Genomic DNA, 16,332 nt, shown 5'->3' with positions numbered 1-16,332 from the left:
AACCCTGATTGGCGGTATCCGGCGTGACCGGTCTACTTGAGACGGATCAGCAACACCAGCAGAGCCTGAGCACCCGCGCGGCGCGGAACCTGGCCACCACCACCAAGTCCGTGCCGCAGATGCAGGAGATCAGCACCCGCTGGCTGCTGCGGCTGCTGCCCTGGGTGGAGGCCAAGGGCGCGGTGTACCGGGTGAACCGGCGGCTGAGCTACACCCTGGGCGACGGTCGGGTGACCTTCACCAACACCGGCGCCGACGTGGACATCGTGCCGACCGAGCTGCGTGAGCTGGCGCTGCTGCGCGACCTCACCGACGACGCGGCGCTGGCCGAGCTGGCGAGCCGGTTCGAGCAGCGCGAGTTCTCGGCGGGCGACACGATCGTCGAGGCGGGTCGACCCGCGGACGCGGTGCACCTGATCGCGCACGGCAAGGTCACCACGTACACCGAGGGCCACTTCGGCGACGAGGCGGCGCTCACCGTGCTGGCCGACGGCGAGTTCTTCGGCGACCGCGGCCTGATCGACCCGGACGCCACCTGGCAGTTCACCGCGAAGGCGAGCACCGCCTGCATCGTGATGACGCTGTCGCGGTCGGAGTTCCTGTCGCTGCAGGAGCGTTCGGCGGCGCTGCGCAGGCACGTCGACGCGTTCCGGGCCAGCCCGCCGCCCGCGGCGAACAAGCACGGCGAGGCCGAGATCGCCATGTCGTCCGGGCACAGCGGCGAGCACGAATTGCCCGGCACGTTCGTGGACTACGATTCGGCGCCGCGCGAGTACGAGCTGTCCGTGGCGCAGACCGTGCTGAAGATCCACACCCGGGTCGCGGACCTCTACAACGAGCCGATGAACCAGGTCGAGCAGCAGTTGCGGCTGACCATCGAGGCGCTGCGCGAGCGCCAGGAGCACGAGCTCGTCAACAACCGCGACTTCGGGTTCCTGCACAACGCCGACCTGCGGCAGCGGGTGCACACCCGGGACGGCGCGCCCACCCCGGACGACCTGGACGACCTGCTGGCCCGCCGCCGCCGGTCGAACTTCTTCCTGGCCCACCCGCGGGCGATCGCCGCGTTCGGCCGGGAGTGCACCAAGCGCGGGATCTACCCGCCGACCGTGGAGCTGCAGGGCAGGCAGGTGCAGTCGTGGCGCGGGGTGCCGCTGCTGCCCTGCGACAAGATCCCGATCACCGACACGAACGTCACGTCGATCCTGGTCATGCGCACCGGCGAGTCCGACCAGGGCGTGATCGGCCTGCACCAGACCGGCATCCCGGACGAGTACCAGCCCGGCCTGTCCGTGCGGTTCACCGGCATCAACGACAAGGCCGTGCTGTCCTACCTGGTCAGCACGTACTACAGCGCCGCGGTGCTGGTCCCGGACGCGCTCGGCGTCTTGGAGAACGTCCAGATCGGGCTCTAGCGGTTCGGTCCACCAAGGGCATCTCCCCCACCCGCCCGCTCACCGCGAACCGGTGGGCGGGCGGGGCTCCCCCGGGCCCGCCGTCCGCCGCACCGCACGAATCGAGGACCGGCCCGTGCACATCAACCCCACAGTCCACGTTCCCGACGCCCGGCGTCCCGAGGAACGCCACGCCCGCGAAGGGAACCACCCCGTGACCGTCGTCCCCGCCACCGGTCACCGCTCCGCCAGGGAGGTGCTGGCGCACAGCCGCGCCGTACTCGCCCCCGCCCTGCGCGCCGCGGTCGACACCCTGCCCGACTCGATGCGGCACATCGCGGGCTACCACTTCGGCTGGTGGGACGAGCACGGCAGGCTCACCGACGCCGACGCGGGCAAGGCGATCCGGCCCGCGCTGGTGCTGACCGCGGCCGAGGCCGTCGGCGGGTCGCCCGCCGACGCGCTGCCCGCCGCCGTCGCGGTGGAACTGGTGCACAACTTCACCCTGCTGCACGACGACGTGATGGACGGCGATCGCACCCGCAGGCATCGGCCGACCGCGTGGAGCGTGTTCGGCTTGGGCCCGGCGATCCTCGCGGGCGACGCCCTGCTGACCCTCGCCTTCGACGTCCTGGCGGGCACGCGGCACCCGCGATCGCAGCCCGCCGCCCGGGTGCTCTCCGCGGCCGTGCTGGCCGTGCAGGAGGGTCAGGCGATGGACCTGGCGTTCGAGCAGCGCGCCGACGTCGGCCTGGCCGAGTGCCTGCGGATGGCCGAGGGCAAGACCGGCGCCCTGCTCGGCTGCGCCACGGCGCTCGGCGCCCTGTTCGGCGGCGCGGGCCCGGACCGGGTGGACCACCTGCGGTCCTTCGGCGAGCGGGTGGGCCTGGCGTTCCAGGTGGTCGACGACCTGCTGGGCATCTGGGGCGACCCGACCGCCACCGGCAAACCGGTGTACTCCGACCTGGAGAACCGCAAGAAGTCGCTGCCCGTGGTGGCCGCGCTGACCTCCGAGACCGCCGCGGCCCGCGACCTGGCCGTGCTCTACCACCGCACCGACGCCCTGTCGGCCGCCGACCTGGTGCGCGCCGCCGACCTGGTCGAGTCGGCCGGTGGCCGGGCCTGGGCGCGGGAGCGGGCCGACGACCTGCTCGCCGACGCGGCCGACCACCTCGCCGCCGCCGGTTCGGACCCGCGGGCCGCCGCCGAGTTGACCGCGTTGGCCGACCTGGTCATCCGCCGCGACCACTGACGAGGAGCACCGTGGTCTCCCTGCCGCACGGCACCGTCCTGGTCGCCGACGAGCTGCACTGCCCGCCTGCGGTCGCCACCTGCCCGGCCGCCCCGCTGCTGGAGGGCGAACTCCGCAGGCGCGGCACCCCCGTGGTGCGCGACGTGCTCAAGCCCGCCCAGGACGCCAGTTGGGTCACCTTCGGCGACCACGGTCTGGGGGTGCAGTGGTCCGGCGACCGCGACCTCGGCCAAGCCGCCCGGTCCGCGCTGCGGTCGTGGCTGGCCGTCGCCCGGTCGCGGTCGGTGCTGCTGGCCTCGCCGCGCTCGTTCTGCGCCGGGGTCGAGCGGGCGGTGCAGGCGGTGGAACGCACACTGGACCAGTCGGACGGGCCGGTGTACGTGCGCAAGCAGATCGTCCACAACAGACACGTGGTGGCCGATCTCGAGGCCAGGGGCGCGGTGTTCGTCGACGAGCTGGACGCCGTGCCGGATTCGTCCACCGTGGTCTTCTCCGCGCACGGTGTGTCGCCCGCCGTCCGCACCGACGCCTCGGCGCGGGACCTGCGGGTGATCGACGCGACCTGCCCACTGGTCACCAAGGTGCACGCGGAGGCCCGCCGGTTCGACATCCGGGGCGACACGGTGATCCTGGTCGGCCACGCGGGTCACGAGGAGGTGGAGGGAACACTCGGCGAGGTCGACGGGATGCTGCTGGTCCAGTCGGTCGAGGAGGCCGCCACCGTCGAGGTCCCCGACCCGACCCGGGTCTCCTACCTGACCCAGACAACGCTCGCGGTCGACGAGACAACGGAGATCGTGGCCGCGCTGCAGGCCCGCTTCCCCGCCCTGCGCGGCCCCGGCTCCGACGACATCTGTTACGCCACAACGAATCGCCAAGCGTCCATGCTGGCCGTGGCGAAGCGGTCCGACCTGGTCCTGGTGGTCGGCTCCACCAACTCGTCGAACTCACAGCGGCTCGTGGAGTTGTCCCGCCGCCACGACACCCCAGCCCACCTGATCGACGACGTCCGCGACATCAAACCGGAATGGCTGCGCACCGCCCACACCATCGGCCTCACCGCAGGCGCCTCCGCCCCACCACACCTGGTGGACGAAGTGGTCACGACCCTATCCGGCCTGGGCGAGGTCACCGTGTCCGAACACGAGACGACCCGCGAAACCATCGAGTTCACCCTGCCCGCCCCACTGCGCAAGTAGCCGCCAGCCGCCGCTGCAAGTCGAGGTGCCGGAACTGGTAGGTCGCCCCGTCTTGCCGCAACACACCGTGGACTTCATGGGCGTCGGCGAGGAAGTCGATGAGCCGCCACGGCAGTTCGCGGCGCAGCTTCGCCCGAGCGACCGCGTACTGGAACCACCGTGTCCTGCTCGCCCCGACCACAACGCCCGCAGGCAAGCCATAAAGGACACCGCCGACGATTCCGATGGTGAGGTCGGTGACCGCGAGCCCGATCGCGGCCGCCACCACCACCGCGACAACGACCACGCAGGCACGGAAGACCGCCCGATCCCGCTTGAACACCTCTCGCGGCGAACGGACGGCGGTGATGAGTCGGGGCGCGTCCACCCCGTACACGAACGCCACCGCCACGGCGGCGATCATCGCGGCCGCGATCGACGAGTACGCGTCGGCCAGTCGCGGCAGCAACATGAACGTCAAGATCCCGAATACGCCCGCGCCAAGCGGGAACGCCCGGTAGGCGAACCGGATCCGTTGCGCCGGACCGGCATCCGGGCGCCTGCGGGCCACCAGCTCAACCGCCAGCCCGACGAACAACCCCGCTGTCAACGCGTACTGCACGGGGTAGTAGGCGTTGCACAGCACACCCGCACCGAGGCCGACCAGTACGGGTCTACGCGCCCACGGTTGGACCTCTGTGGACTCCAGGACGTGACCGCGGCCGAGTGCCACCGCCGCCGCGAACGACATCCCGGCGACCAGAACGGCATCCATCGACGTGAAACCGCCCGGCACGAGAAACGCGTTCACGACCAACGTGGCCAGCGGCAACAGCACGATCCCGATCCCCCGCCGCGATCGGCCGAGCAGCACCAGACAGCAGGCGACGGCGATCAACCCGATCCCGAGCCGCACCGCCAGAGCGGGCTCCTCTTCAAGGGGTTCCGGTGACGACAACGCCAATCGGGTCGCCGCGACGACCACGGCATACGCGCACCACGCGGGGAAACCGGGAGACCGCCCGGCGAGCGACATCGCGACCATGGCGAGCGTCCCCATGGCGAGGCTGCCGTCGGCCACGAAGTAGGCCACGACGGAAACCGGGAGGTTCTGCACATATGGCAAGCCGTAGACCAGGAACGCGACCACGGTGACCACCACCACGACCACCAGCGCGTTCGGCAGGTTCTCCCGGAGCGGCCGGATCAACCCGACCGCCAACCCGACCACGATCAGCAGCGACGGCGGCAGCCACATACCCCGGATGTCCGAGAAGTCACTCAGGTTCGCGATCAACCCACCCGCGACGGCGACCACGACGACCACATCGACGAACCGCCCGGTCAACCACCACGCCGACGCGGCGGTGAGCACCACCGTGCAGGCCACGGGAAACGCCACCCCCATGAGGAAGGGCGTCTTGTTCGCCATCGAGAACAGCAACGCCGCCGCACACCCAGCGACAACAGCCATCACGACGACGAGAACCGCCGCCTGCCACCACGGGACCCGCGCGGGAGCACGCAGCCGCCACCAGGCGAGGTTGGGAGAACCGGAGCGGTCGGTCTCCAAGTAGTGCGCGAGGAAGCCGAGCCAACGTTGGGCATCGTCGGATGTCCAACGGGAACGGCGGCTGGGGTGGTCCCGGTAGGCGGCCGGGAGGTACCCGTCGAACAGGTGCTGCTCAACGGACTGGCGGTCCGGCAAGGCGACGAGCTCCGCCGGGTCGGCGGGGCCGGTGTTGTAGATGACGCGGGCCAGCGTGGTCATCAGGGGTGTCACCAGGACCTCGGACAGCACACCCCCGGCCCACAGGGCTTCTTCCACCGGGAGCCACCGGAGCTCACTCGCGGGCCCACCCGCGCTGCTGCGCAGGTAGCCGATCACATCCTTGACGTCCAACGGTCGCAATTGGACACCGGCGGCACCGGTGAGGGTGACCCCGGCGCCGCCGTCCGGCCGGGCGGCCGCCCGGTAGTCGGCCGTCCGGCAACTGAGGATGAGCGGCTGGTCGCCGTCCAACATCTCGTTGACCCCGGCCAACGCCAATGCCCGCAACGGCTCCGGGACCTCGTCCAACCCGTCCAACACCACGATGATCGACCCGTTGTCCACCAACGCCTCGAACAACGGCCGCTCCCCGGTCGCCAACGCCGGGTGGTCCACCGCCAACCGCTCGGTCAACCACCGCCGCAGGTCCCGCCCGCGCGGATCCCAAGACGCGACCGACACGAGAACCGGCACCGGATCACCACTCGCCCGCGCCCCCAACAGGTCGACCACGAACCGCGCCAACAACATCGTCTTGCCCGCCCCCGGCTCCCCGAGCACCACCAGCCGCCCGGTCGGGACCTTGCGCCACACGTCGACCAGGCCACCATCGGAACCCGCCAGCTCATCAGGCCCAGCCGCCCAGCCGTCCTTGGGCCTGAGCCACCCCGCCCCGTGCTCGGCGAGCCGAGCAATGGCACCCCACTCCGCGACCAGGTCAGCGGGCGCGGGCCCCCAACTCACCGGCAACGGATACGGATCATTCAACGACCGCCGCGCCACCTCGTCCCGCCACTGCTTGCGCACCGCCCCCGCCAACCGATCAACCGCCTCGGTCAGATCCACCCGCCCACGCCGCCACCCCACCCCGGCCCTCCGTCCACTCGACCCCGACCACCCCCGGTGCGCCCGCTCACCCGCGCCCCGGCTCACCCACACCTACCCGCCCGACCACGACTCACCGCACCCGGCCCAGCACCGACCCCCGCCCAGCCAACCCATCGACGCATCTGGCCACCCCCACCGAACCCCACCTGACCAGCCCGCCGACCCCATATCCGGCCACCCCACCGAATCCCGCCCAACCAACCCGCCGAAACCGCATCCGGCCAACCCATCAAACCCGCCCAGTCAACCCGTCAAACTCACATCCGGCCATCTCACCGAGCCCCGCCCAACCAACCCGTCGAGCCCGCATCCGGCCAATCCGCAGGCGCGAGCTCTTGACATTAACCCCACCCGGGTCCACGCAGCGCCCACCCACCCGGGGTTCGGGGGCCCATTCCTGACCGTAGCGCGAATCGCGGGTTGTCAAGAGGGGGACGGGGGCTGCTGTGGACAACCCGGTGGAGTGTGGACAACCGGCCGGAGCCACCAGCGCGGCCGTGTCCGGACTGGCCAGGCGAACGCGCGAAGGGCGGTAGTCGGGGTGCGGCCCACTGCCGACCAACAGGCGTCACCGGAGGCGCGGCCCAGTGCGCGCCAACGGAGGGGTCATCGAAGCGCTTGGCGCAAGCCAACAGCCGCCATCGAGGCGCGGCTCAACGCGAACCGCCAAGGGTCGTCGAAGCGGCTCGGTGCGGGCCAACGGGTCAGGTCCAGCGGCCGGTGCCGAAGGTGTCTTGGCCGGTGCGGATGACGGCGCGGAGTTCCATGCGGCGGACTTTGCCGGTGGCGGTGCGCGGGATCTGCTCCCAGGGGAGGACCACCGGGTCGGCGAGGGCGGGGAGGTCGTGCAGGGCTTGGCGCCAGGTGGTCGGGTCGAGGTTGCCGTCTTCGGTGACGATGACCGGTTGGGGGAGTCTGCCGGGGGTGCCGAGCACCACGCACTCGACGACGTTGGGGACGCGGTCTTCGAGGACGTCTTCCAGTTCGACGCAGCTCTGGCCGGGGAGGACGTCGACCTCGCGGTCCAGCAGCAGGAATGAGCCGAGGCGGGTGCGGACGCCGATGTCGCCGGTGTTCCACCAGCCGTCGGGGGTGAGTTTGTCGGTCCAGCGGTCGGGTTCGCCGAGGTAGTCGAGGCCGAGGGTGGGGGTGCGGGCGAGGACGATGCCGGGGGTGCCGCGCGGGACGGGGGCGAGGGTGCGCGGGTCGACCACGCGCAGGCGGGCGCGGCCGGGGACCGGGCGGCCGAGGTTGCGGGTGGTGGGGTGTCTGCGGTCGCGGCGGGCGATGGAGCGGCGGGTGAGGAACCGGAAGGTCAGCGGGCCGGTCTCGGTCTGGCCCCACACCTGCACCCACAGCGGTCTGCGCCGGGTCGCGCCGAGGAACGCCCGGACGACCGGGGGGTGGATGGCGTCGAAGGTGCTGACGAACAGCCGGACGTCGCGGAACGGGTGGTCGTCGCGCTCTACCAGCGGCCGCCACCGCACGTAGGTGGACGGCAGCGCCTCGATGGTGGTCGGGGGGTGTTCGCGCAGCAGCGGTTCGGCGGTGTCCGCCGAGTCGACGATGACGATTTCCCTGGGGGCCAACCAGAACGCGCTCGCCGTCCACGGCACCGCGCGGCCGTGCGCGAACGAGATGGCCGAGCACACCGTGTCCCGCCGCCGGGCCGACACGATCGGCAGCCGGGTGGATTCGGCGCCTGCCAACCCGATGAGCAGGGTGCGGTTGGTGTGCGCGACCAGCTTCGGGACGCCGGTTGTCCCGGAGGTGTGCGTGATGACCAGTGGGTCGTCGTCGTCCCGGGTGACCGGGGCTGGTGGTTCGTGCCCGCGCAGCCGGTCCAGGTTGATCGTGTCCGGGTGACGGCCGTCCAGGGTGATCGTGTGGGCGGCCTTGGCGATCAGCGTGATGCCGTGCGACTTGGCGGTGTCCAGCACGGTGCGGGTGGTCACCAGCAGCGCCGGGTCCAGTCGCTCCAGCATGACCTCCAGCGTGTGCGGGGCCACCTGGTCGGACAGCAGCGCGGGCACGGCGCCCACCCTGGCGGCGGCGCAGGCGAGCAGCACGTAGTCCCAGTGGTTCGGCTTGACCACGGCGATCCGGTCGCCCGGCCGCACACCGGCCGCGGCGAACCACCCGGCGACGTTGCGCACCAGCCCGGCCAGCGCGGCGATGTCGTAGCGGGTGCCGAACTCCGGCGCGATGTCCAGCGGTCGCGCCAGCCGCACGACGGTCTTGACCCGGCGGGCCAGCAGGTCGTCGAACAGGGTGCCCAGCTCGGTCGGCCCGGCCATCACCGGCCTCCCGGCTCACGCGGCGAGCACATCGGCTGCCTTCCGACCGATGACGGTGATCATGACCTGGGACAGCCAGCGCAGGTCCGGGTCGCCGAGCTCGGCCACCGCGGCGTCGATGTCCACACTGGACACCTGACCGGCCGCGACCATGGCGGGTCGGAGGTGTTCGAGCCACAGCACGAACCAGCGCCCGGCCGGGGTCCCACCGCCGACGACCTCGGCCCGGCCCTCGGCGTGCACGTCGACCAACCCGGCGCGCAGCGCCAGGTCCACGTCCAGCAGGCCGCAGCGCGGGTGGTAGCCGGACTCGGCCATCACGGCGTAGGCGGCGGCCCGCACGTCCGGCCGGAGCACACCCTGCACCGTGCCCAGCGTCGTGGCCGTGTCGGTGTCTTCCAGCACCAGGTGCCCGCCCGGCCGCAGCACCGCGCACAGCCTGCGGACCACCTCGGCGCGGTCCCGCACGTGCTGCAGCACCAGCCGGGCGTGCACGACGTCGTAGCGCCTGCCCGGCAACGCGTCGACGGTGATGTCGCACTCGTGCACGCTCACCCCACGCGCGCGCAGCCAGTCCAGCCGGGAGGCGTCCAGGTCGACGGCGGTGACGTCGGCGCCGCGGGCGGCCATCCAGCCCGCGATCGAGCCGCGCCCGGCGCCCACCTCCAGGCAGCGGGTGCCCGGCCCGACCAGGTCGGCGAGCCTGCTGGTGGTGCCCGGGTCCCAGAGCAGTTCACCCAGCGACAGCCGCTCGCCCTCCCGGGAGAACGGGGTCGCGAACACGTACCCGATGGTCATCTCAGCCGCCCGCCGTCACCGGCTGGACGGCGGTGGCCAGCCGGTCGACCACGATCTCGGCGGAGCGGGCGGCGGACTCGCTGCTCGGCCGCAGCGTGTACCAGTCGCCCGCGTACTCGACCGGCACGACCGGGCGGACGGCGAACCGGCCGCGGATGGCGATGGCCTCGGCGGTCGGCATCGGCAGGCCGTACTGGTGCCGGACGACGACAGTGCTGCGCAGGGCGTGCGCGACCCCCGGCACATAGCGCTCGGCCTCGGCGATCAGCACCCGGCTGATCTCGTCGTCGCCCTGGTCGAGCAGGCCCGCGACCGAGCCGGGCGAGGCGACCAGGGTGACCATGCCCGCGCCCTCGGGCACCCGGTCCGGGTTCTTGCGGTCGTCGAACACGACCCCGGCCAGCAGCGGGTTCTCCACGGCCGGGACGGCGAGCGCGAACGCCCGACCCGCGCCGGTCAGCGGCCGGTCCAGCAGGCAGATGAGCTTGATCATCGGCTGGTAGCGGCACAGGTGGACGTACTCGGGGGCCTCGGGGTGCAGTTCGGCGGCGACCGGGGCGGGCACGGCCAGCACCACGGTGCGCGCGGTGAGCGGGGTCTTGTCGGCGACCAGGCGGGCGCCGGTGCTGGTGGTGACCACCTCGCGGACCGCGACCCCGGTGCTGACCTCGACCTGCTCGGCCAGCAGCCGGGTGAGGAAGTCCATGCCGCCGTCGTAGCTGCGCAGCGTCTTGGTGGGGCCGACCGCGAGCATGTGGCTGACCAGCGGGCCCGCGCAGGCGACCGAGGTGTCCCAGCCGAAGAAGCCGCCGGAGAGCGGCTGCAGCAGGTAGTCGTGCAGGTCGCCGCGGGCCACCTCGGCGATGGTCTGGGTGCCCAACGGGGTCCGCTCCGGCCGGTCCACGCTGTACGAGCGGCGGCGCAGGGTGGCGTTGCTGAGCATGCCGACCAGGTTGAGCCGGGCCGCGGTGGACAGGCCCGCGCCGGAGAACAGGCCGCGCAGGTCGCCGACGTGCTTGCGCGGCTTGCCCTCGCGCCAGACGGCGATGCCGCGGCCGATCAGCGGCACGTGCTCCTCCTCGATGCCGAGGTCGGCCAGCAGCCGCCAAGTGGCCTGGTAGCCGCTGCTGCTGAGCATCTCGGCGCCCGTGTCGACGGTGTAGCCGTCTTGGCGGAGGGTGCGCATCCGGCCGCCGACCTGGTCGGCGGACTCGAACACGTGCACCGAGCGGCCCTGGGCACGCAGCCGGTGGGCGGTGGCGAGCCCGGCGAGCCCGGCTCCGACAACGGCGACATCGAGGTCAGGGCTCACGAGCCGACTCCAACCACACTGATCAGGTTCACCGCGACGAGCGTCGCGGCGGTGAGGCGATGGGCGTAGAGCCCGAGACGGCGGGCGGCGAGCAGGTCGCCGAGCCCGACGCCGAGGCGCAGTTGGTGGACCCGGACCCCCATCGCGGGCAGCATCAGCAGGGCGAACCACCACGGCGCCGGGCCGAGCCCGGTGACGGTGATCACCAGCAGCAGTTCGGCGACGGTGAGCGCCGCGATGAACACCAGGTTCGCCCGCGCCGAGACCAGGGCGGCCACGGTGGGCCTGCCGACGGCGGCGTCCGCGTCGGCGTCCTGGGTGTTCGAGTAGACGCCGAACATCAGCGGTCCGAGTCCGAACAGGACGGCCTGCACGACGCCGAACCCGGTGGCGTGACCGGTGCACAGCCCCTGGCCGACCAGGACCAGCCCGGCGCCGAAACCGGCGAGGAACACCTCCTGCCAGCCGCGGTAGCTGATCTTCAACCCCCAGGAGTACTGGGCGGCCGACCCGAAGCACAGCGCGGCCAGCCCGAGTGTCCACAGTGGAGCGCTCGGGGCCACCGCCGCGGCCAGCAGCCACAGCGCGCCGCCCGTGCCGACCGCGAGCCAGCCGAACCGGATCGCGTCCGCCTCGGTCAGCTCGCCGGTGAGCAGCGGTTTGCGGGCCAGGCCCCGGCTGGGCGCGTCCTGGCCGTAGTTGGCGGCGTCGCTGCCGTCGCGGTAGCCGGTGACGTCGTCGAACGCGACCGAGCCCGCGACCAGGCACACCGTGCCCAACCCGAACACGAGCAGCACCGCGAACGCGCCGGGGGTGAACCCGGCCAGCGACCAGGCGAGCGGCAGCGCCAGGTAGTAGTCCCAGACGTCGAGTTTCGCCAACCGGGCGTAGGCACCGATTCTGCTGACGCCGATCGGCGACAACGGCATCGTCATCGCGGGCCTCCTGGGAAGTCGCAGACCGCGTCGGCGATGTGCTCGACCTGGGCGTCGGTCAGGTGCGGGTAGATGGGCAGGGCGAGGGTGCGCGCGGACGCCAGTTCCGCGTGCGGCCAGTACTGGCCGGGCTTGGCGTACCGGGCGAACGCGGGCTGCGCGGGCAGCGGCGCCGGGTAGTAGACGTGGCTGCCGACGCCCCGGGTGGTCAGGTGCCGCTTCAGGTCGTCGCGGCGGTCGGCCAGCAGCGAGTACACGTAGAAGCAGCGGCCGTCGCGGCCCGGCGGCGGGGGCTGCACGCCGCGCTCGACCAGCGGCGCGAACCGCTCGGTGTAGTAGTCGGCGATCTCGGCGCGCCTGCGCAGCCTGCCCGCCAACCCCGGCAGCCGGTGCAGTTGGAAGTCGGCCAGCACCTCGTCGAACCGGCTGTTGTGCCCGATGACGTGGTGCACGAACCGGTCGCGGCCGTCCTGGCCGTGGTTGCGCAGCATCCGCACCAGCCGACCGAGCTCCGGGTCGTCGGTGACCACGGCACCGCCCTCACCGGCGGTGCCGAACGTCTTGACCTGGACGAACGAGAACACCCCCGCGTCGCCCCAGCGGCCCGCGGGCACCCCGGCCAGCGTGCCGCCCTGGGCGACCGCGGAGTCCTCGACCAGCCGGACGCAGTGCCGGTCGGCCAGCGCCCGCATGGTGGGCATGTCGGCCATCACCGAGAACATGTGCGCGGGCATGATCGCGGCGGTGCGGGCCGAGATCGCCGCCTCCACCTCGTACGGCTCGACCACCATGGTCCACGGGTGCACGTCGGCGAACACCGGCGTCGCCCCCACCGACACGACCGACGACGCGAGCGGCGCGCACCCGAACGCGGGCACCACCACCTCGTCGCCCGGCCCGACACCCATGGCCCCCAGCACCAGGGTGAGCGCGGCGGTCCCGCTCCCGCAGGCCATCACGTCCGCGGCGCCCAACTGCAGCCGCAGCGCCTGCTCGAACGCGGCCGTGCGCTCGCCGAGGATGAACCGCTGCGCCGGGGCGGTGCCGATGCGGAACACCGTCTCCAGCAACACGTCCCGCTCGTCGTCGAAGAGGTCCGGCGGGAAGAACGGCAGCGTCATGCCCCACCCCCGCCGTAGAACCCGCGGACCACCGCGCACACCCGGTCGACCTGGGCCTCGGTGAGGTCCGGGTAGAGCGGCAGCGCGATGGCGGTGGCGGACGCGGCCTCGGCGCGGGGGAACTGGCCGCGGCGGTAGCCCAGGTGCGCGAAGCAGGGTTGCAGGTGCAGCGGCACCGGGTAGTACGTCTCGGTGCCGACCGCGTGCGCGGCGAGGTAGGCGGCCAGCGCGTCGCGGTGCTCGACCTCGACGAGGTACACGTAGAACACCGGGTTCGTGTCGACGTCGCGGTCGACCACCACCGGGAGCCGCCGCACACCGGGGCAGCCGCGCAGGCCGTCCGAGTACAGCGCGGCGAGGCGGTTGCGGCGGGCGATGTCGGCGTCCAACCGGTCCAGTTTGGCCAGCAGGACGGCGGCCTGGATGTCGTCCATCTTGCTGTTGAGTCCGGGCAGGACGGTCTCGTTCGAGATGCCGGGGAAGTTGTCCAGGGTGTGCCCGTGCCTGCCGTGGTGGCGCAGCGCGGCGGCGGTCTCGGCGATCCGGTCGTCGTTGGTGATGACCGCGCCCGCGTCGCCGAGGGCGCCGAGGGTCTTGGTGGGGAAGAACGACAGCACCCCGCCCGCGCCGTGCAGGCCCGCGTGCACGCCGTCCCAGCGCATGCCGATGGCCTCGGCGCTGTCCTCGACCACGGTGAGCGCGTGCCGCTGGGCGAACTCGGCGACGGCGGTGAGGTCGGCCAGTTGGCAGAACAGGTGCACCGGCATGACCATCCGGGTGGCGCCGGTGGTCGCGGCCGTGTCGACATCGATGCCGTAGCTGAGCGGGTCGACGTCGGCGAACACCGGCAGGCCGCCCGCGAGCACCACCGAGGACGCCGACGCCACGAAGCTGTACGCGGGCACCACGACCTCGTCACCCGGCTCCAGGCCCGCCGCGCGCAGCAGCAGCACCAGCGCGTCGGTGCCGGAGTTGACGCCGACCACGTGCGCGGCGCCGATGTGCTCGGCCAGCGCCCGCTCGAACCGGCCGACCAGCGGGCCGTGCGAGTACTTGCCGCGGTCGACCACCGCGTCCAGGTTGGCCCGGACCGACGGCCAGAGCGCGGTGAACGACGCCGCCTGGGTGAAGAAGGGCACCGCGGGCGCGGCGGCGGTCCCCCGGTCCGCGACTACCGCGGCGTGCTCCATGATCGTCCTCTGCGTGTCCCCGACCGACCGCTCACTCCCGGTCGACCTGCGTCCCGACCGGTCCGCGTACCCGACCGACCCCTGTGCCCAACCGGCCCGCGCGATCGGTCCCGAGCCGGTCCACCACACCGACGGCACCGACCCGGACCCACCCGTTCCGGCGCGTGTCCCGGACACTCCCCGCGCCAGGACACGCGCCGTCCAAACTAGGCGGTCGGCATCCGTTGCGCCGCAAGGAAATCAAAAGATCACACGGTCGTGTGGCGGTCCGGGGTCCGCGTTGACACGCCCACCGGGTGCCCACCAGGGTTGGCCCGTCCCGCGGTCGGCCAGAGGAGGCACGCCACCCATGCTGGGCACCCTGGTGGTCGGGCTCGGTAGGGCAGGCGCGGGCCTGCACCTGCCGGTGCTGCGCAAGCTCGGGCACGGCGGCGGCAGGCCGTACGGGCAGCCGCCGATCACGGTCTACGACCCGCAGCGCGGGCCGGACGAGCCCGCCGAGCCGTCGGGACCGTCCGATGTGGCCGTCGCGCACTCGTTGGCGCACGCGGCCACCATGATCGATCCACGGCGGACGGTGGTGCACCTGTGCACCGGCCCGTCGGCGCGGCTGCGGCCGCTGACCGAGCTGGCCGACCTGGGGTTCCGCCGGTTCCTGGTGGAGAAGCCGCTGGCGGTCGACGAGGTGGAGCTGCGCGAGGTGCTGCGGTTGCGTGAGCAGGCCGGGCTGGACCTGGTCCCGGTGGCGCAGTGGCGGTGCAGCGAGCTGACCGCGCGGGTGCTGGGTGTGCTGCGCGGTGGCCGGTTGGGGCGGCTGAAGTCGGTGGAGTTCGTGCAGTCGAAGCCGCGGTTCGCGCGAACCCTGGCCGGTGACGACCACCCGAGCGCGTTCGACGTCGAGCTACCGCACTCGTTGACGGTCGCGCTGATGCTGGCCGGCGGGGCCGAGGTGCTGGGTGCCGGGTGCGCCGACATGCTGCTGGGCGACGCGGTGTTCCCGGCGATGGGCAGCGCGTGGCTGCGGTTGCGGCACGCGGACGGTGTGCACACCGAGATCCGCGCGGATCTGACGTCACCGGTCCGGGAGCGCCGGATGACGGTCGAGCTCGAGGGCGGCACCCTGGTCGGTCATTACCCGATCAGTGCGGCCGACGAGTACGCGCAACTGTCGGTGCGCACGCGCGGCGGCAAGGTCGACTCGGTGTTCCGGGACGACTCGCTGGCCGCGTTCTTCACCCGCGTGTACCGGCATTTCGAGGGCGAGGAGCCGATCGTGGACGAGCCCGCGACCGGGGTCGCGGTGGCGGTGCTGGTGGCGGAGGCGAAGCGGCGGGCCGGGTTGCGGGTGCCGGTGGGGGTCGAGCGGTGACGGTGCTGGCCGGGATCGGGGACGAGGCCGGTCCGGGGTTGGCCGCGCAGGTCGCCGCGATCGCGGCGCTGGGCTGGTCGGCGATCGAGCTGCGCACGGTGGACGGGGTGCCGCTGGCCGGGTTGACCGAGGCGGCGTTCGACCGGGTCGCGGGCACGCTGGCCGAGTTGGGGCTGCGCACGGTCTGCGTCGACTCGCGGATCGGCGACTGGTCCTCGGTGATCACCGGTGACTTCGGGCGTGACCTGGCGGAGCTGCGGGTGTTGGCGGACCGCTGCGGCCGGTTGGGCACCCGGTACGTGCGGGTCATGTCGTACCCGAACGACGGCCTGCACGCCGACGAGTGGGAGCACCGGGCGCTGCGCCGGATGCGCGAGTTGGCGTTGCGCGCGGAGCAGGCGGACTTGGTGTTGCTGCACGAGAACTGCGCCGGGTGGGCCGGTAGCGAGTCCGAGCGGGCGTTGCGGATGCTGGAAGAGGCCGACAGCCCCGGTTTGCGGCTGCTGTTCGACACCGGTAACGGCATCGCTTATGGCTATTCGGCGGTGGAGCAGTTGCGGCCTCTTGTCGAGTACGTCGCCCACGTCCACGTGAAGGACGGGGTCACCGACGCGAACGGTCCCCGGTGGACGCTGCCGGGCCAGGGAACCGCCGACGTCGCCGAGTGCCTGGATGTGTTGACCGAGAGCGGTTACCAGGGCGCGCTGTCGATCGAACCGCACCTCGGTCTGCTGCCGCACGAAGAGGAGAGCGGGTCCGGGTCGGCCGAGGGGTTCATCGCGGCCGGGCGCGCGTTGGAGACCCTGCTCGCCACCACGGGCCGGTGA

12 protein-coding genes are annotated in these 16,332 nt (G+C 72.5%); 5 read left to right on the top strand and 7 right to left on the bottom strand.

Annotation, left to right across the window (positions count from 1 at the left end; all coding sequences use genetic code 11):
• Positions 1-23 precede the first annotated feature (23 nt).
• The 3 genes from H504_RS0131560 to ispH all read left to right on the top strand — a co-directional run bounded on the left by H504_RS0131560 (position 24) and on the right by ispH (position 3,845).
• Positions 24-1,415 (top strand): family 2B encapsulin nanocompartment shell protein, encoded by a 1,392-nt coding sequence (locus H504_RS0131560; protein WP_026426060.1) that lies wholly within the window; start codon positions 24-26, stop codon positions 1,413-1,415.
• A 193-nt stretch (positions 1,416-1,608) separates the two neighbouring features.
• The gene (locus tag H504_RS0131555; RefSeq protein ID WP_026426059.1) at positions 1,609-2,646 is read left to right on the top strand and encodes a family 2 encapsulin nanocompartment cargo protein polyprenyl transferase; all 1,038 of its coding nucleotides are present in this window, start codon (positions 1,609-1,611) and stop codon (positions 2,644-2,646) included.
• Between the two features lie 11 nt (positions 2,647-2,657).
• Complete coding sequence (gene ispH / locus H504_RS0131550) at positions 2,658-3,845, top strand: 4-hydroxy-3-methylbut-2-enyl diphosphate reductase (RefSeq protein ID WP_211239436.1); 1,188 nt, start codon at positions 2,658-2,660, stop codon at positions 3,843-3,845.
• On the opposite strand, the gene H504_RS39220 is transcribed toward ispH, so the two are convergent.
• The 7 genes from H504_RS39220 to H504_RS0131515 form a co-directional block, all read right to left on the bottom strand.
• Positions 3,817-6,441 (bottom strand): NACHT domain-containing protein, encoded by a 2,625-nt coding sequence (locus H504_RS39220; protein WP_051386471.1) that lies wholly within the window; start codon positions 6,439-6,441, stop codon positions 3,817-3,819. The two genes, ispH and H504_RS39220, sit on opposite strands and share 29 nt — an antisense overlap.
• A 746-nt stretch (positions 6,442-7,187) precedes the next feature.
• The gene (locus H504_RS0131540; RefSeq protein ID WP_026426057.1) at positions 7,188-8,780 is read right to left on the bottom strand and encodes a class I adenylate-forming enzyme family protein; all 1,593 of its coding nucleotides are present in this window, start codon (positions 8,778-8,780) and stop codon (positions 7,188-7,190) included.
• Between the two features lie 15 nt (positions 8,781-8,795).
• Positions 8,796-9,578, bottom strand: coding sequence for a class I SAM-dependent methyltransferase (locus H504_RS39215; protein ID WP_051386470.1), 783 nt, complete (start codon positions 9,576-9,578; stop codon positions 8,796-8,798).
• Between the two features lies 1 nt (position 9,579).
• Positions 9,580-10,890 (bottom strand): protoporphyrinogen/coproporphyrinogen oxidase, encoded by a 1,311-nt coding sequence (locus tag H504_RS0131530; protein WP_026426056.1) that lies wholly within the window; start codon positions 10,888-10,890, stop codon positions 9,580-9,582.
• A complete protein-coding gene (locus H504_RS0131525) occupies positions 10,887-11,825 on the bottom strand; it encodes a UbiA family prenyltransferase (protein WP_026426055.1) in 939 nt (312 codons plus the stop codon). The genes H504_RS0131530 and H504_RS0131525 overlap by 4 nt, the downstream gene beginning before the upstream one ends.
• Positions 11,822-12,946, bottom strand: coding sequence for a DegT/DnrJ/EryC1/StrS family aminotransferase (locus tag H504_RS0131520; protein WP_026426054.1), 1,125 nt, complete (start codon positions 12,944-12,946; stop codon positions 11,822-11,824). Before H504_RS0131520 ends, H504_RS0131525 begins: the two co-directional genes overlap by 4 nt.
• The gene (locus H504_RS0131515) at positions 12,943-14,136 is read right to left on the bottom strand and encodes a DegT/DnrJ/EryC1/StrS family aminotransferase (protein WP_026426053.1); all 1,194 of its coding nucleotides are present in this window, start codon (positions 14,134-14,136) and stop codon (positions 12,943-12,945) included. Before H504_RS0131515 ends, H504_RS0131520 begins: the two co-directional genes overlap by 4 nt.
• Positions 14,137-14,485: 349 nt before the next feature.
• Between H504_RS0131515 and H504_RS38020 the strand changes: the two genes are divergently transcribed.
• Together H504_RS38020 and H504_RS0131505 are read left to right on the top strand one after the other, a co-directional pair.
• Positions 14,486-15,505, top strand: a complete 1,020-nt coding sequence (locus H504_RS38020) for a Gfo/Idh/MocA family oxidoreductase (protein WP_051386469.1) — start codon at positions 14,486-14,488, stop codon at positions 15,503-15,505.
• The gene (locus H504_RS0131505) at positions 15,502-16,332 is read left to right on the top strand and encodes a sugar phosphate isomerase/epimerase family protein (protein ID WP_026426052.1); all 831 of its coding nucleotides are present in this window, start codon (positions 15,502-15,504) and stop codon (positions 16,330-16,332) included. Before H504_RS38020 ends, H504_RS0131505 begins: the two co-directional genes overlap by 4 nt.

Origin of the sequence: Actinokineospora inagensis DSM 44258, assembly GCF_000482865.1 — a bacterium.
Lineage (GTDB): Bacteria > Actinomycetota > Actinomycetes > Mycobacteriales > Pseudonocardiaceae > Actinokineospora > Actinokineospora inagensis.
This window is presented reverse-complemented; position numbering and strand designations above follow the sequence as displayed.